The organism is Vibrio sp. CK2-1, from assembly GCF_021726515.1.
Classification (GTDB): Bacteria; Pseudomonadota; Gammaproteobacteria; order Enterobacterales; family Vibrionaceae; genus Vibrio.
Window position 1 is genome coordinate 245,017 of the sequence record NZ_JAKKCJ010000003.1, and the last position, 25,510, is coordinate 270,526.

Annotated in this window: 22 protein-coding genes; 15 read left to right on the forward strand and 7 right to left on the reverse strand. The window is 42.1% G+C overall.

Translation table 11 applies throughout. The annotated features are described in order from the left end of the window. Positions 1-38: 38 nt before the first annotated feature. From ugpC to L3V25_RS09840, 8 genes are all read left to right on the forward strand, one after another. Entirely contained in the window at positions 39-1,145 is a 1,107-nt protein-coding gene (gene ugpC, locus L3V25_RS09805; RefSeq protein WP_237295187.1) for a sn-glycerol-3-phosphate ABC transporter ATP-binding protein UgpC, read from the forward strand. Between the two features lie 508 nt (positions 1,146-1,653). Next, the gene (gene tig, locus L3V25_RS09810) at positions 1,654-2,958 is read left to right on the forward strand and encodes a trigger factor (protein WP_237295188.1); all 1,305 of its coding nucleotides are present in this window, start codon (positions 1,654-1,656) and stop codon (positions 2,956-2,958) included. A gap of 311 nt (positions 2,959-3,269) precedes the next feature. Further along, entirely contained in the window at positions 3,270-3,896 is a 627-nt protein-coding gene (gene clpP / locus L3V25_RS09815) for an ATP-dependent Clp endopeptidase proteolytic subunit ClpP (protein WP_027697062.1), read from the forward strand. A gap of 174 nt (positions 3,897-4,070) precedes the next feature. Next, positions 4,071-5,351 carry an ATP-dependent protease ATP-binding subunit ClpX gene (clpX, locus tag L3V25_RS09820; RefSeq protein WP_237295189.1) on the forward strand — a complete coding sequence of 427 codons (1,281 nt, stop codon included), beginning with the start codon at positions 4,071-4,073 and terminating at the stop codon, positions 5,349-5,351. A 129-nt stretch (positions 5,352-5,480) separates the two neighbouring features. Beyond that, positions 5,481-7,832 carry an endopeptidase La gene (lon, locus tag L3V25_RS09825; RefSeq protein ID WP_237295190.1) on the forward strand — a complete coding sequence of 784 codons (2,352 nt, stop codon included), beginning with the start codon at positions 5,481-5,483 and terminating at the stop codon, positions 7,830-7,832. Positions 7,833-8,073: 241 nt separating this feature from the next. Continuing rightward, on the forward strand, positions 8,074-8,346 hold the full coding sequence (locus L3V25_RS09830) for an HU family DNA-binding protein (protein ID WP_027697065.1): 273 nt from the start codon (positions 8,074-8,076) through the stop codon (positions 8,344-8,346). A 203-nt stretch (positions 8,347-8,549) separates the two neighbouring features. Beyond that, positions 8,550-10,409 carry a peptidylprolyl isomerase gene (ppiD, locus tag L3V25_RS09835; protein ID WP_237295191.1) on the forward strand — a complete coding sequence of 620 codons (1,860 nt, stop codon included), beginning with the start codon at positions 8,550-8,552 and terminating at the stop codon, positions 10,407-10,409. A 263-nt stretch (positions 10,410-10,672) separates the two neighbouring features. Then, entirely contained in the window at positions 10,673-10,939 is a 267-nt protein-coding gene (locus L3V25_RS09840; RefSeq protein ID WP_237295405.1) for a ComEA family DNA-binding protein, read from the forward strand. Positions 10,940-11,052: 113 nt separating this feature from the next. On the opposite strand, the gene rrtA is transcribed toward L3V25_RS09840, so the two are convergent. Next, on the reverse strand, positions 11,053-11,610 hold the full coding sequence (gene rrtA, locus L3V25_RS09845) for a rhombosortase (RefSeq protein WP_237295192.1): 558 nt from the start codon (positions 11,608-11,610) through the stop codon (positions 11,053-11,055). 4 nt (positions 11,611-11,614) lie between these two features. Between rrtA and L3V25_RS09850 the strand changes: the two genes are divergently transcribed. After that, complete coding sequence (locus tag L3V25_RS09850; protein WP_237295193.1) at positions 11,615-12,235, forward strand: DTW domain-containing protein; 621 nt, start codon at positions 11,615-11,617, stop codon at positions 12,233-12,235. A gap of 30 nt (positions 12,236-12,265) precedes the next feature. Here the strand turns inward: L3V25_RS09850 and L3V25_RS09855 are convergent, their stop codons facing one another. From L3V25_RS09855 to L3V25_RS09870, 4 genes are all read right to left on the reverse strand, one after another. Then, complete coding sequence (locus L3V25_RS09855) at positions 12,266-13,636, reverse strand: anti-phage deoxyguanosine triphosphatase (RefSeq protein ID WP_237295194.1); 1,371 nt, start codon at positions 13,634-13,636, stop codon at positions 12,266-12,268. A gap of 14 nt (positions 13,637-13,650) precedes the next feature. Beyond that, positions 13,651-14,244, reverse strand: a complete 594-nt coding sequence (gene yfbR / locus L3V25_RS09860; protein WP_237295195.1) for a 5'-deoxynucleotidase — start codon at positions 14,242-14,244, stop codon at positions 13,651-13,653. A 78-nt stretch (positions 14,245-14,322) separates the two neighbouring features. Next, positions 14,323-15,537, reverse strand: coding sequence for a pyridoxal phosphate-dependent aminotransferase (locus L3V25_RS09865; protein WP_027697071.1), 1,215 nt, complete (start codon positions 15,535-15,537; stop codon positions 14,323-14,325). Between the two features lie 275 nt (positions 15,538-15,812). Then, positions 15,813-15,959: a hypothetical protein gene (locus L3V25_RS09870; protein ID WP_237295196.1), complete on the reverse strand. Its 147-nt coding sequence runs from the start codon at positions 15,957-15,959 to the stop codon at positions 15,813-15,815. Between the two features lie 206 nt (positions 15,960-16,165). On the opposite strand from L3V25_RS09870, the gene L3V25_RS09875 reads away from it, so the two are divergent. The 6 genes from L3V25_RS09875 to L3V25_RS09900 all read left to right on the forward strand — a co-directional run bounded on the left by L3V25_RS09875 (position 16,166) and on the right by L3V25_RS09900 (position 22,896). After that, positions 16,166-17,482 (forward strand): isochorismate synthase, encoded by a 1,317-nt coding sequence (locus L3V25_RS09875; RefSeq protein WP_237295197.1) that lies wholly within the window; start codon positions 16,166-16,168, stop codon positions 17,480-17,482. After that, positions 17,479-19,302, forward strand: a complete 1,824-nt coding sequence (gene menD, locus L3V25_RS09880) for a 2-succinyl-5-enolpyruvyl-6-hydroxy-3-cyclohexene-1-carboxylic-acid synthase (RefSeq protein ID WP_237295198.1) — start codon at positions 17,479-17,481, stop codon at positions 19,300-19,302. The genes L3V25_RS09875 and menD overlap by 4 nt, the downstream gene beginning before the upstream one ends. Next, positions 19,292-20,101, forward strand: a complete 810-nt coding sequence (gene menH / locus L3V25_RS09885) for a 2-succinyl-6-hydroxy-2,4-cyclohexadiene-1-carboxylate synthase (RefSeq protein WP_237295199.1) — start codon at positions 19,292-19,294, stop codon at positions 20,099-20,101. Before menD ends, menH begins: the two co-directional genes overlap by 11 nt. Before the next feature lie 6 nt (positions 20,102-20,107). Further along, positions 20,108-21,136, forward strand: coding sequence for an o-succinylbenzoate synthase (gene menC, locus L3V25_RS09890; protein WP_237295200.1), 1,029 nt, complete (start codon positions 20,108-20,110; stop codon positions 21,134-21,136). A gap of 22 nt (positions 21,137-21,158) precedes the next feature. Next, positions 21,159-22,583 carry an o-succinylbenzoate--CoA ligase gene (gene menE, locus L3V25_RS09895; RefSeq protein ID WP_237295201.1) on the forward strand — a complete coding sequence of 475 codons (1,425 nt, stop codon included), beginning with the start codon at positions 21,159-21,161 and terminating at the stop codon, positions 22,581-22,583. 136 nt (positions 22,584-22,719) lie between these two features. Next, entirely contained in the window at positions 22,720-22,896 is a 177-nt protein-coding gene (locus L3V25_RS09900; RefSeq protein WP_237295202.1) for a hypothetical protein, read from the forward strand. Positions 22,897-22,914: 18 nt separating this feature from the next. On the opposite strand, the gene L3V25_RS09905 is transcribed toward L3V25_RS09900, so the two are convergent. Then, on the reverse strand, positions 22,915-23,847 hold the full coding sequence (locus tag L3V25_RS09905) for a putative sulfate exporter family transporter (protein WP_237295203.1): 933 nt from the start codon (positions 23,845-23,847) through the stop codon (positions 22,915-22,917). 129 nt (positions 23,848-23,976) lie between these two features. Continuing rightward, positions 23,977-25,272 (reverse strand): MFS transporter, encoded by a 1,296-nt coding sequence (locus L3V25_RS09910; RefSeq protein ID WP_237295204.1) that lies wholly within the window; start codon positions 25,270-25,272, stop codon positions 23,977-23,979. Positions 25,273-25,510: the final 238 nt, after the last annotated feature.

Sequence of the window (25,510 nt, forward strand, 5' to 3'; positions counted from 1 at the left end):
TCAAACAACGCCAATTTAGCTTAAAAGGAAAAATAATAATGGCTGCTTTAGAACTTAATCAAATTCGTAAAACCTACCGCAATGCGGACAATGAAACACTGAAAGGGATTAATATCCAAATAGAGTCGGGCGAGTTTTTAATTCTGGTCGGCCCATCGGGTTGCGGTAAATCTACCTTGATGAATGCTATCGCAGGGTTGGAATCAATTAGCTCGGGTGAGATTGTGATCGACGGTGTGGATGTCTCGAATGTTGAACCTAAAGATCGTGATATTGCTATGGTATTCCAATCTTATGCCTTGTACCCAAATATGACGGTGCGCGGCAATATCGCGTTTGGTTTGAAGATCCGCAAAATGCCGCAAGTCAAAATCGATGCAGAAGTGAATCGCGTAGCGGAAATGCTGCAAATCGATCATTTACTTGATCGAAAACCAGCACAACTTTCGGGGGGACAACGTCAGCGTGTTGCCATGGGGCGTGCGTTGGCTCGTCAGCCTAAATTGTATTTATTTGATGAGCCGCTTTCTAACTTAGATGCGAAATTACGAGTGGAAATGCGCACACAAATTAAACGCCTGCATCAACAATTAAATACCACCATAGTCTATGTTACTCATGATCAAATTGAGGCTATGACACTCGCTGATCGTATCGCGGTGATGAAAGATGGTGAATTACAGCAATTAGGTACACCAAAAGAAATCTATAACCAACCCAATAATATGTTTGTAGCTGGCTTTATGGGCTCGCCATCAATGAACTTTATTAAAGCGCGAGTGGATCTCGATTCAGAAGATAAACCGCAAGGTGAAATTTGGACCGGAGATGGCAAAGCCCACAAAATCAATCTACCTGATCGCTTGCGTAAGTTTGATGGCGAGACGGTGATTATTGGATTACGACCTGAATACATCACTGAACAACCGAGCGAAGAAGAGCGCACCTTTACTGAAATCCCGATGCAAATTGATGTATTAGAACCAACTGGGCCAGATACCATCGCGATTGTTGAAATCAATCAAGAGCATGTCGCTTGTCGTCTATCGGCAGAATTTGATGCCAAGGTAGGCGAAACCGTGCCACTGTATTTTGATTTATCCAGCGCGGTGTTTTTTGATGTTCGAACTGAGATGCGGATTTGATTAACTTTTCAAACAGCGATCGTTGCAACTTATAGCTTTAATGTGCCGATAGTTGCGATATTTTTGACCAGTTAATTCAAAAACAATCGTAACTCCCTTGAAAAAGAATTGAATGACCCCATCTCTGAAACGTGATCATTCTCTGCTATGGATAAAAAAGCAGAGAATGAGCGCGTGAGAATTTAGGACTTGACTCGACAGGCTCAATTCATACCGCTAGAATGGCGCGTCTGAAATTTATCCTGAGACTAATAGGAGAGGCCTTTTTCTTTGTTTTTGATTATCGATTCTATCTTTAATAAAAATGAAGAAGGTTTCACTCATTAGTTCAATCATCGGTTTAATTGTGTTTACTTTAATCATGTTTACATAGTTACGTTGGTTGATGCTCACCATTTTTATGTGTCCAAATTGGGCACAACACAAGGAATGAGGCGAACACTTATCCAAAGGGTAGGTCTAGCTCATATGCTCATAATTACTGAGCCAGTTTTGAGGTTTATAAATAATGCAAGCTACTGTTGAAACTCTAGAAGGCCTAGAACGCCGTCTTACTATTACTGTTCCTGCTGCTAACATCGAAGATGCAGTAACAGCTGAATTGCGCAACATCGCGAAAAACCGTCGTTTCGATGGTTTCCGTAAAGGTAAAGTACCGATGAAGATGGTTGCACAAATGTACGGCCAAGCAGTACGTCAAGACGTGATGGGTGAAGTGATGCAGCGTCATTTCATCGAAACAATCGTTAAAGAAAAAATCAACCCAGCGGGCGCACCAACATTCGCTCCAGTTGAAACTGAAGCAGGCAAAGATCTTGTTTTCAACGCAACTTTCGAAGTTTACCCAGAAGTTGAATTGAAAGGTCTTGAAAACATCACTGTTGAGAAACCAGCAGTAGAAGTAAAAGATGAAGACGTAGCTGAAATGCTTGAAACACTTCGTAAGCAACAGTCTACTTGGGCTGAAGTTGAAGAAGCAGTAAGCGCTGATAGCCGTGCAACAATCGATTTCGTAGGCTTCATCGACGGTGAAGAATTCGAAGGCGGTAAAGCAGAAGCATTCCCTCTAGAAATGGGCCAAGGTCGTATGATCCCTGGTTTTGAAGACGGAATCCTAGGCAAGAAAGCGGGCGAAGAATTCTCTATCGACGTAAACTTCCCAGAAGATTACCACGCTGAAAACCTAAAAGGTAAATCAGCTAAGTTCGACATCAAACTAAGCAAAGTTGAAACTCGTGAGCTTCCTGAGCTAACAGATGAGTTCGTTGCTAAGTTTGGCGTAAACGAAGGTGGCGTTGAAGCACTGAAAACTGAAGTACGTAAAAACATGGAACGTGAGCTTAAGCAAGCGGTTAAAGGCCGTATTAAAGAGCAAGCGATCAATGGTCTTGTTGAACAAAACGAGATGGACGTACCTTCTGCACTTATCGATCAAGAAATCGAAGTGCTACGTCAACAAGCAGCTCAACGTTTCGGTGGTAACCCTGAAGCAGCGGCTCAACTTCCACGTGAACTATTTGAAGAGCAAGCTGCTCGTCGCGTAAAAGTTGGCCTACTTCTAGGTGAAGTAATCAAGTCTGAAGAGCTAAAAGCTGACGACGATCGCGTTAAAGCGCTAATCGAAGAAATGGCGACAGCTTACGAAGATCCATCAGAAGTGATCGCATACTACGAGCAAAACGAGCAGATGATGAACAACATCCGCAACGTAGCACTAGAAGATCAAGCTATTGATGCAATCATTGCTAAAGCAAAAGTTTCTGATAAAGAAGTGAGCTTCAATGAGTTAATGAACCAGCAACAACCTGCTTAATCACTCAATTTATTAAGTGAAATCAGGTTTCGCTGAGTAGAAGAGTTGACAGCGTTTCGACTCTTCTGCTAACAATGGCTCGATATGACACTCTACTATTTAGAGAGGTTCATTCGGGCCATTTTATTTTTTAGCTTATTTAGGCTATTTATTTTGGCTTGCAGACCATTTGATGGGGTTTCAAACTATCTACAAGTTTTCAAGCTATCTAAATGGTATTGGTAAGCATCTAGGTTTATGATTAACACAGTTTTGTTTATTATTAGTAATCAATCATATTGGTAAACCTATCTACTACAGGGAAAGCGAAAATGAGCTACCAAGAAAATAATACAATGTCTCCAATTGTTGATGCGCTTGTGCCAATGGTGGTAGAGCAAACTTCTCGTGGTGAGCGTTCTTACGATATCTATTCTCGCCTACTAAAAGAACGTATTATCTTTTTAACCGGACAAGTTGAAGATCACATGGCAAACCTTGTGGTCGCACAATTATTATTCTTAGAATCTGAAAGCCCAGATAAAGATATTTTCTTATACATCAACTCACCTGGCGGCTCTGTGACTGCAGGGATGTCGATTTACGATACGATGCAATTTATTAAGCCAAACGTAAGTACGGTATGTATGGGGCAAGCTTGCTCTATGGGTGCATTTTTACTTGCTGGTGGCGAAAAAGGTAAGCGTTTCTGCCTACCGAATTCTCGCGTGATGATTCACCAACCATTAGGTGGTTTCCAAGGTCAGGCTTCTGATATTCAAATTCATGCGCAAGAAATTCTAACGATTAAGCAACGTTTGAATAATCTATTAGCAGAACATACTGGCCAACCGCTTGAAATCATTGAACGTGATACTGACCGTGATAACTTCATGTCAGCTCAACAATCAGTGGATTACGGCTTGGTTGATGCAGTATTGGAAAAACGCCCAGCATAAATGAACAACCCTCACTTTATTGAGTGAAAGATCGCAGTAATAAATACGGTCTTGTTCACTAAATAGAGTGAGGTTTATTGGTCTCAACCTAGTACATTGTCTTTTATCAATAAGGCATTGTGAGTCAAATTGTTGTAGACTGAACAGAAGAATTAAAGGCTAAGAGGTTAGCGAATGACAGATAAAAGCAAAGAGGGTGGTAGTACTAAACTGCTGTATTGCTCTTTCTGCGGTAAAAGCCAGCACGAGGTTCGCAAGCTGATCGCAGGTCCTTCCGTTTACGTATGTGATGAATGTGTCGATTTATGTAACGACATCATACGTGAAGAAGTGAAAGACGTAGTTCCAAAGAAAGAGTCGGAAGCGCTTCCGACACCTAAAGAAATTCGTGCACACTTAGATGACTATGTTATCGGCCAAGACTATGCCAAGAAAGTGCTGTCTGTTGCGGTTTACAACCACTATAAGCGTTTACGTAATGGTGATAAGACCAAAGACGGTGTTGAACTAGGTAAAAGTAATATCTTGCTTATCGGTCCAACCGGTAGTGGTAAAACTTTGCTAGCTGAGACTTTGGCTCGTTTTCTTGATGTACCGTTCACTATGGCAGATGCGACTACGTTAACCGAAGCAGGTTACGTTGGTGAAGATGTAGAAAACATCATTCAAAAGCTGCTGCAAAAATGTGATTACGACGTTGCGAAAGCAGAGCGCGGTATCGTGTATATCGATGAGATTGATAAAATTTCTCGTAAAGCGGAAAACCCATCGATCACTCGTGATGTATCGGGTGAAGGTGTACAGCAAGCATTGTTGAAACTAGTTGAAGGTACCGTTGCATCGGTTCCACCACAAGGTGGTCGTAAGCATCCTCAACAAGAGTTTTTACAAGTTGATACGTCTAAAATCCTATTCATCTGTGGTGGCGCGTTTGCTGGCCTAGATAAAGTGATTGAACAACGTGTTGCTGTGGGTACTGGTATTGGTTTCGGCGCGGAAGTGCGCAGTAAAGATGAAGCGAAAAGTGCAGGTGAATTATTCAAACAAGTTGAACCAGAAGATTTGGTGAAATATGGTTTGATCCCTGAATTTATCGGTCGTCTACCAGTGACTACTACCTTGACCGAACTTGATGAAGAAGCGTTGATTCAGATCCTTTGTGAACCGAAAAACGCACTGACTAAGCAATACGGTGCCTTATTCGATTTAGAAGGTGCTGAGCTTGAGTTCCGTGAAGATGCGCTTCAAGCGATTGCTAAAAAAGCAATGGAGCGTAAAACCGGTGCTCGTGGTCTACGTTCTATTTTGGAGTCGGTTCTGCTAGAAACCATGTATGAGTTACCTTCTGATAAAGAAGTGACCAAAGTGGTGATTGATGAATCTGTAATCAAAGGCGAATCTGAGCCATTGTTGATTTATCAAAACGCTGAAAACCAGCTCGCTAGCTCTGAATAATTCGAGTTATCACCAAAATATGAATTTAAAGGAGGCTTTGTGCCTCCTTTTTTTATTTTGTTATTGAAACTAGCAAGATAGCCCCCATATACTTTTCAATGAATGTGCAAACGGAATAGAGAGAATAATATGAACTTGGAGCGTTCCGAGCGTATCGAGATTCCCGTATTACCCCTACGTGATGTTGTGGTTTACCCACACATGGTCATTCCACTTTTTGTTGGCCGTGAAAAGTCGATTCAATGTTTAGAAACCGCAATGGATACCAACAAGCAAGTTTTGTTGGTGGCTCAAAAAGATGCGGAAACCGATGAACCCAACATCGATGATTTATTTTCAACAGGTACAGTTGCCACTATTTTGCAGTTATTGAAATTGCCAGATGGTACGGTAAAAGTATTGGTTGAAGGGCAGCAGCGTGCCAAGGTGCATGCTTTTTCTAATGAAGAATTCTTCACTGCCGATGCTGAATATTTAGCAACCCCTGACATTGATGATCGTGAACAAGAAGTGATTGTTCGTAGTGCGATTAATCAATTTGAAGGTTTTATCAAGTTAAATAAAAAGATCCCACCAGAGGTTCTGACTTCGCTTAATGGTATTGATGAAGCTGCGCGCCTTGCAGATACCATCGCCGCTCATATGCCATTAAAACTCAATGATAAACAACGTGTGCTTGAAATCACCGATGTCGTTGAGCGCCTAGAGTTTTTAATGGGCATGATGGAGTCAGAAATTGACTTGCTGCAAGTTGAAAAACGCATTCGTGGCCGTGTTAAAAAGCAGATGGAGAAATCCCAGCGCGAGTACTATTTGAATGAGCAAATGAAAGCTATTCAAAAAGAACTTGGCGATATGGACGATGCTCCAGATGAATTCGAAGCTCTGCAAAAGAAAATCGAAGACGCGAAAATGCCAAAAGAAGCTCGTGAAAAAACCGAGCAAGAGCTACAAAAGTTGAAAATGATGTCGCCAATGTCGGCAGAAGCAACCGTGGTTCGTGGTTATATCGACTGGATGGTTGGTGTACCTTGGGCGAAACGCTCTAAAGTGAAAAAGAATTTAGCTAAAGCGGAAGAAGTGCTTAATGAAGACCACTACGGTCTAGAACGCGTGAAAGAACGTATTCTTGAGTACTTAGCGGTGCAAAACCGTATCAACAAGCTTAAAGGGCCGATTCTGTGCCTAGTTGGGCCTCCAGGTGTAGGTAAAACCTCTCTTGGTCGCTCAATTGCTGCCGCAACGGGTCGTAAATATACTCGTATGGCGCTAGGTGGCGTGCGTGACGAAGCGGAAATCCGTGGTCACCGCCGTACTTATATCGGTTCTATGCCAGGTAAACTGATCCAAAAAATGTCGAAAGTGGGCGTGAAAAACCCATTATTCCTATTGGATGAGATTGATAAAATGGCGTCAGATATGCGTGGTGATCCATCATCAGCATTGTTAGAAGTCCTTGATCCTGAGCAGAACAACTCATTTAACGATCATTACTTAGAAGTGGATTTCGATCTTTCTGATGTGATGTTTGTTGCGACGTCGAACTCAATGAACATTCCAGGTCCATTATTGGATCGAATGGAAGTAATTCGTTTGTCGGGCTATACCGAAGATGAAAAGCTTAACATTGCTAAACGTCACCTAGTGGATAAGCAGATTGAACGCAATGGTCTGAAGCCTCACGAGATTGTGATCGAAGATTCAGCGATTATCGGTATTATCCGCTATTACACGCGTGAAGCAGGTGTACGTAGTCTTGAGCGTGAAATCTCGAAGATATGCCGTAAAGCGGTTAAAAATATCTTATTGAACAGCGAGCTAAAATCAGTGACCGTCACTATGGATAACTTGAAAGAGTATCTAGGGGTACAACGTTGTGATTATGGCAAAGCCGAAGAAAGTAACCGTATTGGTCAAGTGACAGGGCTTGCTTGGACTGAAGTGGGCGGTGACTTGCTGACCATTGAAACACAATCCATGATTGGTAAAGGTAAATTAACTTATACCGGTTCACTGGGTGATGTGATGCAAGAGTCTATTCAGGCTGCCATGACGGTGGTTCGTTCTCGTGCAGAAAAACTGGGTATTAACCCTGATTTCTACGAAAAACGTGATATTCACGTTCACGTACCAGAAGGCGCAACTCCGAAAGATGGCCCGAGTGCTGGTATCGCAATGTGTACCGCATTAGTCTCGAGCTTAACCGGTAATCCTGTACGAGCCGATGTTGCGATGACAGGTGAAATTACGCTACGTGGTGAAGTACTTCCGATCGGTGGTTTGAAAGAAAAACTGTTGGCAGCACACCGTGGTGGAATCAAAACGGTCATTATTCCAAAAGAAAATGAGCGTGATTTGGAAGACATTCCAGCCAATGTTATCGGTGACTTAAATGTCAGACCAGTACAGTGGTTAGACGAAGTTTTACCGTTAGCACTAGAAAATGACCCTACAGGTTGTGTGATTGAAGTCACAAACTAGTGATATTCAACAAATTTAGTTAAAAGATTGACGCTGACGAGACAGAAAATGCTTGTCAGCGTTTTTTTTCAAGGCTAAGTTAAGTTTCGATAGACCTGAGCCAAGGGTTATTAGGGCGTAAGCCTTTTAAAAGCTGATCAAATAAAGGCCAGTCTAATTTTTTATCTTTACGACAACGACAATTTTTTATTGGAACGATTGCTATTAATATTTATGTTGGTAGCTAAAAGGGGAACAACAAGTGAATAAAACTCAACTAGTAGAAAAAATTGCAGGCGACGCAGATATCTCTAAAGCAGCTGCAGGCCGTGCACTAGATGCATTTATCGAAACTGTAACTGAAACACTGAAATCAGAAGACCAAGTTGCCCTAGTTGGCTTCGGTACTTTTAGCGTTCGTACTCGTGCAGCTCGCACAGGCCGTAACCCTAAAACTGGTGATGTGATCCAAATTGCTGAAGCTAAAGTACCAGCATTCAAAGCAGGCAAAGCACTAAAAGACGCGTGTAACTAATTTGTCCCAATAAGTGTTTTCCCTTTTTGGCGAAAATTCTTGAGGTTTTTACGTCGAACCTCAATCTTTGTTTATCAAAAAGCGCATCTTACTGGTGCGCTTTTCTTTTTCTGATATCATCGACACATATTTTTATTCTATCAAGCATAGAGTCGTAAGACGCTGTAATTGGTAACCGACAGTATTTAGAGAGCAGTCAGACTATGATGGATCGACTACGCGAAGGCGTAAATGGTATAGCAGTTAAAATTATACTTGTTTTAATTATCCTTTCTTTTGTATTTGCTGGTGTGGGCAGCTACTTAGTAGGCGGTGGTAGCACTACTGCTGCAAAAGTTGGCAACACTACTATCGACCGTGGTGCCTTTGAGCAAGCGTATCAAAATGAACGTAACCGCATGCAATCACAAATGGGAGATTATTTCTCTACTTTGATGGGTGATCAGCAATACGTACAAACTTTCCGTAAAAGCGTGCTTGATCGCATGATCAACGATGTACTGCTTGAGCAATATGCACAGTCTTTAGGCTTACGTGTCAGCGATGACCAAGTTAGCCAACTGATTTTGACTATGCCGGAGTTTCAAACTAATGGTAAGTTTGATCAAGATATCTATGCGGCTACATTACGTCGCGCTGGTTTTAGTGCCGATAGCTTTGCGGAATATTTACGTAAAGACCTATTGAAAAACCAAGTGATTTCAGCGGTTCAAAACAGTGAATTTACACTGGACAATGAAGTTGAGCAGCAATCACAATTACTTACTCAAACGCGTGATATTCAAACTATTACCCTCAATGTAGGTGAGTTTGCGAATAAAGCACAAGTGACCGATGAAGAGCTGCAATCGTACTATAAAACGCATTCAGAGAACTTCGAGCGTCCAGCGCAGATGAAAGTGGCTTATGTTGAGCTTTCTGCAGAGCAGTTAAAAAAATCAATCCAAGTGACGGATGAAGATGCTCAAGCTTACTATCAAGAGCACCTAGATAAATATTCAACTAAAGAGCAGCGTAAAGTACGCCATATCTTAATTAAAGATGATCAAGCAAAAGCAGACGAAATCTTAGCGAAATTGAAAGCGGGTGAAGATTTTGCAACCGTTGCAAAAGAAAACTCTGAAGATGTGGGTAGTGCTAGACAAGGTGGCGATTTAGGTTGGATTGAAAAGGGGGTGATGGATCCTGCATTTGAAGAAGCCGCGTTTGCCTTAGCATCGAAAGGTGATATTTCAGACGTTGTGAAATCAGATTTTGGTTACCACATCATTCAACTAGAAGATGAAAATGCACCAGATGCTAAGCCGTATTCAGAAGTTGCTACTGAAATAAAATCAGAGTTGCTTGATGAAAAAGCAGTGGACCAATTTTACAAGCTTCAAACTGAGCTAGAATCGGTTGCTTTTGAATCTCCTGATTCATTAGATGAGTCAGCGAAGGTTGTTGGTCAGAAGATCCAGACGACAGATTTTATTTCTCAAGCCGATGCGCCTGAAATCTTAAAAGTACCTGCCGTTGCTCAAGCATTAGAAAGTGCTGATGTTAAGCAAGAAGGCATGAACTCTGAAGTGTTAGAGATTGCTCCTGAGCATGTCATTGTCGTGCGTGTTAATGAAGTACGTGATGAAACATTATTGCCTCTTGAAGAAGTAAAAGACCAAGTGAACGCGCACTTGCTTGCAACCAAAGGCGAGCAGAATGCCCTTGATTTAGCTTCTAAAGTGGTGACATCACTACAGAAAGGCGATGACAGCGTGTTAGCCGACAATCAACTAAGTTTTGCTGATGAGCAGAATATTGACCGTCGTTCACCATTGGCACAAAACGTATTTGCTTTGCCACATCCTGAAGATGGCTCAGCGACATACGGCCAAACTAAAGATGAGCAAGGTAATATCGTGATTGTTAAGCTAAATAAAGTAACAACCGGCAGCGATGCTCAGTTTGAGCAACAAATTGGTTCTCAGTTACTACGTATGAATAACCAACAAGATTTAGAAGTGATCTTAAATTCACTACGTCAATCAACATCAGTGGAATACCACGCTCTTGAAGAGCAATAATCGATATTGATTGGTATTGAGTAATACTTACAAAGGCTGCCTTAGGGTGGCCTTTGTACTTTTAGGGCGCCCTAAATAATTCGCTCATTGACGTCTATAGCTCACTGAAATATGTAATTAATATGTTTATGAGTAGTCTGCAATTTGGTGATGACTCTCATGTCCATTTTTAAGACAAATCGACATAGTAGTTTCATTTAGTCTTTTCCTTTTAGTGCTCAAAAAGGAGAGAACAAATGATGTTATTACGTTTATGTTTAGTCATGTTGCTGTCGATTGGTAGTGTGTCCAATGTGGCTTTTGCCAATACCGAAGCATCGCATGATGGCATTGAGATCACCGTCAATATCAATACCGCTAGTGCCGAAGAAATTGCCACTATGCTAAATGGCATTGGTGAGAAAAAGGCACAAGATATTGTGGAATATCGTGAAGCCAATGGTAGTTTCAAGTCGCTTGATGAGTTAACACAAGTAAAAGGGATCGGCGAGACTACCGTAGAAAAGAACAAACAGCGAATTTTGCTTTAGTCTTCTTACCGCTGAAGTAAAGCTGAGCTGTCGCCTGATTAGATTGCTATCGTTTGAAGTGTTCAATCTTTGAATGTTGAATTAAGAGCCTTGCACTGCGGTGTGAGGCTTTTTTATTTATTAGCCCCTACTTGCTTAGGTTTGATGCTAACGGCAAGCACAGCGCCGGATATTGCGCCAAATAGGTGTGCATCAATGGCAACTTTAGCGCCAATTAATGTTTCACTGCCCGTCGCTGAGCCGAACCATTGTTCCCAGAGGATTTTTGCAGTTAAACCGATTAATAGTAGCGCGTTGCTTTTTCGGCCCAATCGATATTCGACAAGTGCATAAAATGCAAATAAGCCGTGCAGCACACCAGATAAACCAACGTATATTTGCATTGAGGTAAACAGAAGTAGACTACCTACACTAAGACACAAGCCGATAAATACCAGTAAAAATTGTCGCGCTTCGATGTGAGCACGAAAAATAAAGCTGATAATCCATAAACCCAACAGGTTCATCGAGAGGTGATAGAGATTGGTATGGGTTAAGTTTCCTGTTACGATCCGCCACCATTGCCCCGTCATAATGGCGTTATGATCCCATTGCATCCACCCTTGTAAACTCGGTAGTTGGGATAGACCCATTAGTACGCTAATGCTGAAAAGTAAAAGGATCGCTCTCATTCCCATGTCTCGATATTGTTTACAGTGTGGAAAGGCTAATAATGCCTGTATTTGTGATTGGATTAAACCAATAGATTGCTCGGTACGAGTGGTGATCTTGCAACATCCCAGCGAATCTAAAAGGCCAATGGGCACGGCAAAAATACTGCAATTAAGTTTGAGTCAGTGTGACATCTGCATTGGTGAAGACTTTTCGCAACATTCAGAGTTAAACGCCTTACTACAAGATGAGCAAACTGAGTCGCTAATTCTATATCCAAGCGAGAATAGTCAATCACTGGACAGCGTCGCTCTTAGATGTGATGAACTCGTTGCTGAGAATAAGCGCTTATGTTTGGTTTTACTCGATGGTACCTGGAAGAAAGCCTATAAAATGTGGCAGCTTTCGAGCAACTTACATTCACTGCCGTGTGTGGCGCTACCGAGTCACTTGCAAGGTAATTACCGCATTAGAAAGGCACCCACAGAGCAGCACCTTTCTACCGTTGAGGCTGGCTTTCATGCATTATCTGCTATCAAGCCGCAAGTTGATTTCTCACCATTACTTACCGCATTTACCAATATGGTCGACTTTCAGATTTCCCAAATGCCAGAAGGGGTCTTTGAGCGTAATTACAACCCTTAAACCATAATCCTAAGTTCAATAAGAAGAATTTTAAAACGACACATGAGCCGAGAATAACTGCTGATGAACTTTTTGCGCATAGCCATCGGTCATTGCTGAAATATAGTCGGCTAAAATTCGGGTTCCACCTTGGTGATCTTGTTCCGCTTCTTGCCATTTTTGCTTGGTTGCTTCTGGCAATAAGCGCATAGGATCGGCATTGAGCGCTTCAAATATATCCATGATGATTTGTTGCCCTTTATATTCAAATTGCTGAACTTCCGGCACATGAATCACATATTGATTTACAAAGCTTTTAAACACTTCTAATGCATAAGCCATCGGCGCGTCTAAATAGGCATTAATATTCAATAATGGCTCATCAAAAGCCGTTTCTGAGTAAACTGGTTTTAGAGCAATACTGGTCAGCAGTGCATTAACAATGCCACCAATCGCATCTTTACGCTCATGATGTTTGCCTGAGAACAGTTTATCACTGAGGGTGTTGATGTTTTTCTCAAACCATTCATCACCGCACTCTGCCAGTTTGCTCGCCGCACCTTCTTGCCATTGCTTACGGTTAATCATGTTTAGGACAATCGCATCTTCTAGGTCATGAACGCCATACGCAATGTCGTCGGCTAATTCCATAATAGAGCAGTCTAATGATTTGAAGCGCGTCTTATAATGGCTATAGGGACTAGGTTCAGGTTGACTACGTTTGGTGCTTAATAACACTTTGTCATGCTCAGATAATGGGGCCAGCACCCAATCTAAAAATGGACTATCAATGTCGTAGATGCCTTTTGCAGGTAACCAGTCTTGCGCTTTAAGTTGCCTTGGAGTTGCCACATCTTTTGGTCGATGATTGCTTTGTACTTGGCTTATCAGTGCTGGGTACTTCAACAATCCGAGTAGCGTTCGCCTAGCTAAATTCATACCGTGATGCTCAGTGTAGGGCTCTAATTGAGTCATGATACGGAAGGTTTGCGCATTGCCTTCAAAGCCACCGTGATTACGTAACATATAATTGAGTGCCACTTCGCCACCATGACCAAAAGGTGGATGGCCAATATCATGCGCCAAACATAAGGTTTCAATTAGGCTTGCCGGAGGCAGTAAGTCATTATATTCAGGTTGCTTTTGTTTAATTTGCTCGAGAATACCACTGCCAATTTGTGACACTTCAAGTGAGTGAGTTAAGCGAGTGCGGTAAAAATCATTTAAGCCAGTTCCATGAACTTGAGTTTTTGCTTGCAGGCGACGAAATGCCGCTGAGTGTAGTACTCGAGCACGATCTCGTTGGTAGACATCACGGTGATCATTACGTCTTAACTTCTGTTCATTATTGTTACGAGCTTGCCATTCTTGCTGAGTGATCGGAGCAATATGATTGGTCGTCTTTTTTGAATTATCATCCATGATGCTAAACCTTCTTAACTGATTTCATCGAGAGTAAGCTGAAAGCTCGGAGCAAACACATCCAAGAAGTAACGCATTTCTGGCGTCTCCCGTTCTTTTAATGTGGTTTCTAAGCGACTTTTTGCCAGTTCATATTCATGATTACCTGCCGACAGCTCTTCCAAGCATTTTAAATAAGCACATAAGCTATCGGCTTGTTTTACCATCGCTTTATCGCTTGCATCAATTTCTTCGCTCATCAGGAATGGCGCAAAATCTTGTTGAAATTCTTCCGGTAACATAGAGACCAGCTTTTTCTCTGCAGCGAGCTCAATTTTTTTGTATTCGTTCGCAATCGCTGGGTTGTAGTATTTGACCGGAGTTGGCAGATCGCCAGTGAGCACTTCACTGGTATCGTGATACATACCGAGTAATGCAATTCGCTCAGGGTTTACGTTACCGCCAAACTTCTTATTTTTAATGATTGCTAAGGCATGGCCAACAAATGCCACTTGAAGACTGTGCTCTGAAATATTTTCTGCTGAAATAGAACGCATTAGAGGCCAACGTTGGATCAGTTTCATGCGGGCAAGGTGAGCGAAAAAATGACTAGGTTGAGGTGTGGTCATGAGATACCTCCGGGAATAATGGGTTAATTAAGTTTGAATGCAAAACAGGCTTCCCATAATGAGAAGCCTGCGTGTTAATTATTGAGAATAGGTTGTTAAGAAGCGTTCAAGTCTGCCTATAGCCATTTCAAGATCTTCTACATGAGGCAAAGTAACAATTCGGAAGTGATCCGGTTGTTTCCAGTTAAATCCTGTGCCTTGTACTAACAACACTTTTTCTTGGACTAAAAAGTCGAGTACGAACTTCGCGTCATCTTTAATGTTGAATTTCTTCACATCAATTTTCGGGAAAAGGTACATGGCGCCTTTAGGCTTCACGCAAGTGATCCCAGGAATTTGCGTGAGTAGTTCATAAGCGCGGTTACGTTGCTCTAATAAACGGCCACCTGGCAAAATAAGCTCATTGATACTTTGGTAGCCACCAAGTGCGGTTTGGATAGCATGTTGCATTGGTACGTTGGCACACAAACGCATAGAAGCCAGCATATCTAAGCCATCGATATAACCTTTGGCAAGATGCTTCGGACCGGTTAAGAACATCCAACCGCCACGGAAACCACATACACGGTAAGCTTTAGATAGGCCATTAAAGGTAGCCATTAATACGTCATCGGCAAGCGTGGCAATCGAAGTATGGATTGCACCATCGTAGAGCACTTTGTCGTAAATCTCATCCGCAAAAATGATCAGATTATGTTGACGGGCAATTTCAACCACTTCCAACAAGAAATCTCGGCTATACACCGCACCGGTTGGGTTATTCGGGTTAATCAACACAATACCACGGGTTTGCGGGGTGATTTTGCTTTTGATGTCATCAAGGTCAGGGTACCAATCTGATGATTCATCGCAAATATAGTGAACAGGGTTACCGCCGGCAAGTGATGCGGCCGCAGTCCAAAGTGGGTAGTCAGGAGCGGGGATTAAAATTTCATCGCCATTATTAAGCAAAGCCTGCATCGACATCACGATAAGCTCAGATGCACCGTTCCCGATATAAACATCTTCAACTTCTAGCTCACGTAAGCCTAGTTTTTGATAGTGCTGCACGACCGCTTTACGGGCAGAATAAATCCCTTTCGAATCACAATAGCCTTGTGACGTCGGTAGGTTACGAATTACATCAACAAGAATCTCATCAGGGGCGTCAAAACCAAATGGGGCAGGGTTACCAATATTCAGTTTTAAAATCTTTTGCCCTTCCTCTTCCATGCGCTTGGCATGTTTTAGGATTGGCCCTCGAATGTCGTAACAGACATTATCGAGTTTTGATGACATCTCGATGTTGTTCATAGCCTTATACCCGTTTCTTAATATGTTAGTGACCCATCAAGTTACACTATTTTTTCAGGGCAAACCATATCCAGAACGACTGTAAACAGTATATTTGTGCGAGTTTGATGGTTATTGAATAAAAAGTATCTGTTTCCTTTCTAAGAATGACCAATTTTCACAATTATCACGATGATATACCCAAGTAACTTCAAGATGCGAGTTTCAGCAAGAATAAAACAAGCTTTAGGCAAGACAAATTGAATATGCTCATAGTCATTCTATTTCTGTTCAATTTAACGCAGCATAAAGCTTGTTTTAACTTGCCCTTCGGGAGCTTCATTCAAATCTTTATCCAGCGTCAGATCGGTTTGAAAGGTTTCTACATTCCTTCGCCAACCTTCCTTGCCTAAAGATTTGGATGATAGCTCTGAATTCTGCATCTTGAAGTCACTTGGGTATATATACCGAGTTCTCTTCAGTGGTGACATGTCGCCGATTATTTAACGATAAACCTAGAGAGAAAGTCGCTTACTGCTTGATTTGCATCACTTGAAGCCATAGAGTATGCGGCAAAATATAAGATAATAATCAGTCATAAAGCTATACTTAAGCGTTAAGGCTGTAGAAATCAAAATGAGAGGTCGACTTGTCTGAATTACCCCAAGTGATTGAGCTAATAATTGAACGAATTAGACGTGGGCAAGTTTCGAGTGAAAACCGTATCTCTGAAGTAGTCAATCTCCCCGAAAATTTTAGTGCTATCGACTGGCTAGAAGGGCAATCTCTGTATCCTCGCTTTTATTGGCAGTCTCGTGATGAGCGTGAAGAAGTCATTGCTTTAGAACAAGTGAATAGCTTTACCAACCCACTAGATGCTTACTCCATTCTTGCTGAGCAGCAAAGAGTGTGGGGTGGTAAAGCTTTCGATAGTGAGCATTCCAACACGCCTGAGCTTACCAGCTATTTTTTCTTACCTAGAATCGAATTCATTCGTCAAGATGAACAATGGACACTCAATGCTAACATTGGTCCAGAAGTTGAATTGACGATTGATGCTTTGCTGCAACTAAAAGCGCACTACCAACCAATAGAAGCGCTTGTACCTCAATCAAGCCAAGTTTACTTTTCCCCGCAATTTGATGAGTGGAAACATATTTTAAGTAAGGCACTAACTGCGATTGAAGACCGAGAATTCGAAAAAGTGGTGTTAGCCAGAAAAACCTTGGTTGAATTACCTAAACCAATTAGCGCCGCTCAATTACTAAAGTCGAGCCGTGAGCAGAATCATAATAGTTTTCACTTTTTAGTCTCCTTAGAACCCAATCGCAGTTTTGTGGGTTCGACGCCAGAACGTTTGTATCGCCGTTCGGGAGATCAGGTAGAGACCGAAGCATTAGCGGGCACGATTGGTCGTAGTGATGATCCTGTTGAAGATAAAAAGTTGTCTGATTGGTTGATGAACGATGATAAAAATCAGCGAGAAAACCAAATAGTCGTTAATGACATTATTGAACGTTTAGGTCCGTATACCGAAAATATTGCGGTGCATCCTGAAGTGCAATTAATTCAACTGCGCAGAGTTCAGCATTTAAAGCGTCATATTAGTGGATCGCTATCATCGGAAACCAAAGGCATTCAACTTTTATCTGCTCTACAGCCGACTGCAGCTATTGCTGGTTTGCCGCGTGAAGCATCACTCAATTTTATTCGCATGAATGAGCCTTTTACTCGTGGTTGGTATAGCGGTTCGTTAGGCTATTTTGGTCATCATCAAGCAGAGTTTTGTGTTTCCATTCGTAGTGCTTCATTAGTTGATAACACAGTCAAACTTTATGCGGGCGCGGGCATTGTTCCCGGGTCGGAAGCGGAGTTTGAATGGCAAGAATTGAACCGTAAAACCGCCACATTATTAAACCTTATTACCGACTATCCGATTGAAAACGAACGTGGTGAAAGTGTATGAGCCAAGCTGGATTAAATCGAATTTGGGCGCAGGCTATTTTAGAAACACTCGCTCAATCTGGTGTGAAACATATATGCATCGCGCCGGGCTCTCGCTCAACCCCTTTAAGTCTTGAAGCATTAGAACTTGCACAACGCTCAGAACTCACTGTACATACCCATTTTGATGAGCGTGGTTTAGGTTTCTTGGCTCTAGGGATTGCCAAAGCGACTCAAGATCCTGTCGCGGTGATAGTTACCTCGGGTACAGCAGTGGCGAACTTATTGCCAAGCGTAGCGGAGTCTGGTTTAACCGGCGAAAAACTTATTTTGTTAACTTCTGATCGTCCGCAGAGTTTAATCGGTGTCGGTGCAAACCAAGCAATTGTGCAAAAAGGGATCTTTTCTTCGCATGTGAGAAAAAGCGTTGAACTTACTAGTCCGAGGCGAGACTTAAACCAGCCTACGCCACAAGCATTGATTCAAGCGCTGAGCGATATTAATCATGCTTTAGCTTATCAACATACCGTATCTGGCTCGTTGCATATCAACTGCCCATATCCAGAGCCTTTGTATATTCAAAGCGAACAAGAAAAACAGCAATACCAGCCAGATTTAGTACAAGCGATGGCCGCACAGAGTCATTATTTAGAATTGGCCAAATTGTATCCAAGTTACAACGTCCCTGAATTGACCAATGGTACTCAACAAGAAATCATCAATCAGTTTCCTCACTTAAAAGGGATTATCTTGATTGGTAAAATGCCGTTGGATGAAGCGCAAAAAGTTTCACAGTGGGCGAACACATTAGGTTGGCCCGTTTTTGCTGATCCTCAATCTGGTGTCAGCAGCCAATGGGCGCATTATGATTTATGGCTGCAACAACCGGCTTATTTTGAACAACTATTGCAAGCCGATTGTATTTTGCAGTTTGGCGCACGTTTTGTGTCAAAGCGTATTGGGCAATTGATAAAACAAGCAGTCACGGATCATCAATGCCATTACTGGGTATTTGAGCCAAACATCAGCGTGTTTAACCCAGACCGACTACCACAACAAAGAACCGTAGCGGCGATAGGTGATTGTGTGGCGATGCTTGAAAATGCTTTGTCAGCACCGACTAACCCAATGTCGAGGTGGGCAGATAAGCTACAACAGGCCAAAGTGCTGGTTGAGCAAGCCGCAGCGGATATTCAACAAAGTCACCCGTTAACCGAATGCCAATTGGCGCTGAATTTAGCTCAATTGACTTCACAGCTACCTAGTGCCGAACTCTTTATTGGTAACAGTTTAATTGTGCGTTTAGCGGATATGCTATCGACTATTGAATCTACTCAGGTTTATACCAATCGAGGCGCATCTGGTATCGATGGTTTAGTGGCGACCGCGACCGGTGTTCAGCGTTCGAAAAATATCCCACTATTCACTCTGCTAGGCGACACATCACTGCTTTACGATTTGAATTCATTAGCATTATTGACGGCGGTGTCACAACCTCATGTCGTGCTTGTGACTAATAATGATGGTGGGGCGATTTTTGATCTCTTGCCAGTACCGACTGAGCAGAAACAATATTTATACCAAATGCCGCACGGCTACCAATTTGAACATGCAGCGCATCAGTTTAAACTTAATTATGCTGCGCCTGATTCATGGTCGGCTTTACTTGAGAGCGTGCAGCAATACCTAGTCAATTTTGAACAAGGTGATACCCGCTCAGCATTATTGGTTGAAGTGGTAACACCGCCCGAACAAGCTTCACAGCAAATAAAATCCATCGTATCTAAAATGACCGAATTACTTAACACTACCGAACAGGCGGGAAAATCTCATGCTTTATAGTCATATTGTCGACAATCAAGAAGGAAGTGGGATTGAAAAACAGCAAGCGATTCCTGTTTTTTTGCATGGTTTTTTAGGATCTAGCCGAGATTGGGATGGTTGTTTCTCCCACCTTAATGTATCCCATGCGATTCGTGTCGATTTACCATGCCATGGTTTGAGTAAATATTGTGAAGTGGAAGATTTCCAACAAGCCTGTCACCAAGTCCAATTAACCGTTCTTGCTAAGCTGAAAAAAGAAAATATGGATGCGTCAACGCCACTGGTTTTCGTTGGCTATTCATTAGGCGCGCGTATTGCCATGTACGGCTTAGCAGAAAAATGCTTTGAAGGACTCAATATTCAAGGTGCAATTCTTGAAGGCGGTAACTTTGGTTTGCAGACTGAAGAAGAAAAAGTACTACGCTGGGAAAATGATAAGCATTGGTCAAAACGCTTTGCGACAGAAGCGATTGATTATGTGCTGTTTGATTGGTATCACCAGGGCGTGTTTGCCTCTTTGAACCCTGACCAACGAGAAGAGTTAGTTGAACTGCGTAGTGATAATCTAGGCTCTCAATTAGGCTGCATGCTGCGTGCTACGTCACTATCAAAACAGCCTTATCTTTTAGATACCTTAAAGCAACTCACCATCCCGCTGCTTTATATTTGCGGTGAGCAAGACCAAAAATTTAAAACATTGGCTGAGCAAAGTGGCTTGCAATTTAAATCTGTCCCACAAGCGGGTCACAATGTTCATCATGAAAAACCAGCTGAATTTGCTGCATTAATCTCTGATTTTATTAACCAACTAAAGTAATTCTCTATGTCTATTGTTAAACCTCAAACTCGTACTGCGAAACTGTATCGCTATAATTTACCAATGGACAGCGGCGTGATCGTTCGTGATCAACGCTTATTACAAAGAGAAGGCTACATTGTTGAGCTTACCCAAGGCGGCAACATGGCCTATGGCGAATGTGCGCCGTTACCGGGTTTTAGCCAAGAAAGTTTACAGCAAGTAGAGTCTGAACTGATTGAAGCTCTGCTAGCTTGGCAGCACAGCGGTGAATGGTGTGATTGGAATACCATGAGCCCAAGCGTTGCTTTCGCGCTATCGATGGCACAATGCGAGCTTGATGGTTTACTTCCTCAGCAGGGAGAATATCGCGCAGCGCCTTTATGCAGTGGCGATCCTGACGAGTTAATCCCAGTGTTTGAAAGCATGGCGAAAGATGGCCGTCAAAAAGTCGCTAAAGTAAAAGTTGGTTTATATGAGCCAATTCGCGACGGTATGTTAGTCAATTTGTTTTTAGAATCGATCCCTGATTTACAACTACGTCTTGATGCGAATCGTAGTTGGACCCTAGAGAAAGCACTTAAGTTTGCTCAGTATGTGTCTCCTGAATATCGTGAGCGGATCACTTTTCTCGAAGAGCCATGTAAAACCCCAGAACTAAGCCGTGACTTTGCTCAGCAAACTGATATCAACATTGCTTGGGATGAAACAATTCAACAAGCGGATTTTAATGATTTCGAGCTATCTTCTTTGCTCGGCAATCATGTTGAAGCGATAGTGATTAAACCTACCTTAATTGGCTCTGTAGAACGTTGTGTGTCCTTGATTGATTTTGCCCAGCAGAATGGATTACAAGCTGTGATTAGTTCGAGTATTGAATCGACGATTGGCTTAACTCAGTTGGCAAGATTATCGGCTTGGAAAACGCCGCAACAAACACCCGGCTTAGACACTTTACAGCTTTTTCAAGCCCAATTAGAAATCACTTGGCCAGAAAGCAAACTGCCGGTTTCAGCGTTAACTGAACAGACCTTGATTAAGCAATTTGTCGATTAGTCATAGACCCAAAGGCAGTAATGTGGATTTGATACAGCAATGGTGTGTAGAGCATGCCGAAAAGACGGCGTTAGTCACCCCAACGAATTCTTATACTTGGCAGCAGCTAGATGAAGAAATCTCGCAGTTGAGTTTGCAGTTAAAAGCTCAAGGGGTGAGTAATGGTCATATCATTGCAGTGATCAGTAAAAATGAGCCAGAGGCAGTCTTTTTGTACTTGGCTGCATTAAGGATTGGCGCTTTATGTGCCTTAATGCCACCTCAGCCGATGGTGGCGATCAAACAAAAGCTCAATATCATTCAAGCTAAATTTGTCTGGTTATCTAAAACCATTGATTCAATTGATGAGAATGAACTTAGCCTTCCTAGCCTATTGTTTACTTTAGGTAAATTGTCGTCATTAGCTCACTCTCCAATAGATACCGCTTCAAGAAATACTGTTCAACCTTATCACTTTAACTCGCAACAATTTGCCAGCATCGTTTTTACTTCGGGCTCGACAGGTACTCCAAAGGCGGTGGTGCATGCGGTGAAGCATCATATCGCTAGCGCGCAAGGTCTTACCCAAGAGTTTTTGTTTGAAGCGCATGATTCTTGGTTGTTGAGCCTACCTATCTACCATGTGTCAGGCTTGTCGATTATTTGGCGTTGGCTTGCTAAAGGAGCCAAGCTAGTTATTGGTAGCGGTAATTTACAATCTGATATCCAGCAAGTCACTCATGCTTCACTTGTTCCGGTTCAATTACAACGCTTGCTCGATTCCGGCCAACCTATTCCACTAAAACGAGTGTTACTTGGTGGCTCTCATATTCCACTATCGCTTACCGAAAGAGCAAGCAAGCAGGGGATAGAATGCTGGCTAGGTTATGGCATGACGGAAACCGCTTCTACCGTGATTGCTAAACAAGTGGATGCGAATCCAACCGCTGGCGCGTTATTACCTTTCCGAAAAATTAAACTGCAAGATGGGCGAATTTATGTGGCAGGGGAAACCTTGGCCGCAGGCTATTTATACCAAGGGCAACTTACACTACTCGTGACTGATGAGCAGCCTTGGTTTGATACCAAAGATCTCGGGCGATGCTATCAACAAGCAGGCAAGCCACATGAATACATTATTTTAGGCCGTGCCGATAACCAGTTTATTTCTGGTGGTGAGAATATTCACTGCGAAGAAATCGAAGCGGTGCTCGTTCGTCACCCAGATATAAAGCAAGCCTTGATTATTCCTGTTGAAGATAAGCAATATGGCCACAGACCCGTGGCGTTTATTGATACGGAAACACTGCAAGATCCTAAGGTTTATCAAGCGTACTTGTTATCTCATTTAGATAAGTTTAAATGCCCTGATGCGTATTATTTACTGCCAGCACATTTAATGAATTCTGGAATTAAGATTTCCCGCGCAGATCTGAAAAAGTACTATCAACAAGTTATCGCGTCATAAGTGTCTGGGGTAGTGATCGTGGCGATAGTGACAGTTGCTATAGTGAGAATAGTTATTTAATAGCACTAAACAGAATTTATTGATTGAGCGAAAATTCGGCATACTTATTTCATCGTTAACGTATTTAAGGATGAATATGATGAAGTTACTTGTCGTTGCAGCAGTGGTTGCTTTAGTTGGTGTGTCGATTATTTCCAGTGGTTTGGTGTCGGCTTTGGCTGAGCTAGGCGCTTTTGCTGTGGTGATCGCTTGGGTTCTAAAAAGTAAGCAAGCGGTAAAAAGAAAAGAGGCCCAAATTGAGCCTCATGTATAACCAAGAATGTATTCCGGCCTATTGGATATGAGTCATAATATAAGTTAGTGAGCTTATCGAGATAACCGCCCACAATGTCACACCAAAGATCATCGGTTTAGGACCAGTTTCTTTAAGTTTCCCAACTGAAATACCGCAACCAATTAAGAATAAGCACAGTACTAGTGTCTGCTTGGCTACGCTATAGATGGCGTGATAAGCCTCTGAGAACTGTGGTACTTGGTCACAGAAAATAATGGCTGCACAGTAAAAGATGATAAAGAAAGGAATGGTGATTTTTTTACTTTCGCTTTTAAACATCATTGCGCTAAGGAAAGCCACAGGCACAATCCATAATGCACGAGCCAGTTTTAAGGTGGTGGCGATTTGTAATGATTGTTCGCCATAAGCTTGCGCAGCACCAACTACAGATGATGTGTCGTGAATCGCAATTGCGGCCCAAGTACCAAATTGTACTTGGCTCATATCTAATGCATGACCGACTACTGGGAATAAAAATAACGCCACAGAGTTAAGAACAAACACTACTGCTAATGCCATGCCAACCGGTTGGTCTTTCGCATTGATTGCTGGTGCTACCGCTGCAATCGCACTGCCTCCACAAATAGCGGTTCCCGCTGCAATTAAATGACCTGTTTCTCTCTCTAGCTTCATCTTTTTCGCAAGTAGTGTACCGATAAATAACGTACAGAAAATACTTGTGACAATAATGCCAAAACCTTGCTCTGTTGCATGAATCGCTTGGTCAATATTGATCCCAAAGCCTAAACCGACAATTGAATAAGCTAAGAGCTTTTTAGTGATTTTGGTAACAGGAATCGTGTGGGGAACAAAACCAAAGCTTGTTAATAAAAAGCCAAGAGTTAATGCAATAGGAGAACTTACCCAAGGTGTAAAACAAGCTAAAGCAGCAAGGGCAAATACACCATAACTGCGAATATAAGAACGCATAACAAACCTAAAAACGTATAAATAATTAAGACGCAGGATACCTGAAAATAGAGGTTTATTAAGTCTTAATATTTTAAACGCATTGTTTGGTTTTTGTTAACGACCTCGGTTTGATTACCTAGTAAGCATTTAAGGTGAGGATAGGGTTACTGGGCTCTGAAAGAACTTCTTCAAGAAAGCTATCATAGCGAGGTTTAATAGCCCAAGTACGATAAAGAAATCTGTGATCGAGATATTAATAATGCTTAAGCAAACAATTCCCATAACGGCACTACCAACCATAAACAAGGCATTGAAGATATTGTTAGCTGCGATGACTTGAGCACGCGTTTGGTCAGAAGCTAAGGTTTGCATCAAGGTATATAAAGGCACGATGAACAATCCACCACAAATTCCTAAACATAACAGCGCAATAAACACTGGGTATAACTGGCTAGAAGTGAACAGTGTTGAAATGGTAATTAGAGATTCTGATGGTTTAGGCGTTGCTAGTCCTAATACTAAGCTGCAAACGGTAATCCCAAATCCACCGAGTAACATTAATTTAAAATTGATTTTTTGATGGGATAATTTGGCACACAGCAGCGAACCCACTGCAATACCGACCGAAAATAATGCCAATAAAAAAGATACGCTGGTGGAGTCGCCATTCAAATAGTGCTTAGTGAAATTAGGAAACTGGGTTAGATAACTCGCGCCGAGGAACCAAAACCAGCTGATCGCGATAATGGCGGCATAAATGGTTTTATGTTGCTTCACCAACAGTAAGGTTTGCTTAGTATGCTGTACAGGCTTCCACTCAAATTTGACCGCTGCAATTTTAGCTTCGGCTTTGGGGATAAATAGGCTAGAGAGTAGGCCTAATAGGGCAAACGAGACTACCGCCATTGCCGTAATGGAATAAGCAGAAGGCGCAGCCACAATAAAACCTGCACCTATTGTGCCGAATAAAATCGCCAGAAAGGTGCCAGTTTCGACCCAAGCATTGCCTTTGAGGAGTTCTTGTGGCTTTAAGTGTTGAGGTAAGAGGGCGTATTTTACCGGACCAAAAAACGCCGATTGTGCCCCCATAAGAAACAATAGAAACAGTAATGCAATGTAACTTTGCGTAAGAAAGCTAATTGCGCCAAGTAGCATAATCACCACTTCAGCCAGTTTAACCATACGAATTAGTGTCGATTTTTCACACTGATCGGTTAACACACCGGCACTCGCCGAAAAAAGGAAAAACGGTAAGATAAACAGACCTGCGGCGAGGTTAATAAATAAGGTGCTCGACATAGGTAGATCATCAACACTGGCAAAGGCAACAAAAAGCAGTAGAGCATTTTTATAAATATTATCGTTAAAGGCGCCTAAAAACTGAGTGACAAAATAGGGGAAGAAACGCCTTGAAAGAAAGATCGGTGCTGGTTGATTATTCATTGTTATCCTTGAAACAGTGCGTAAAGCTCTAGGGTCTGTTGACCTTTAGTGATGAGTTTGCCTTGTTAGTAGCTTCAATATGCTTTATTCACGTTATCGTTACAACTAGATTTTGACTACTCGTTATCCGCCGTTGAGGTTACTTATTGCGCAGCTTCTAACCAATTGCAATATTCTGAAACATAGCAGTAGTGTACACCTTGTGTATTACCGCTATGATGAATTCAGTTTTACTTAT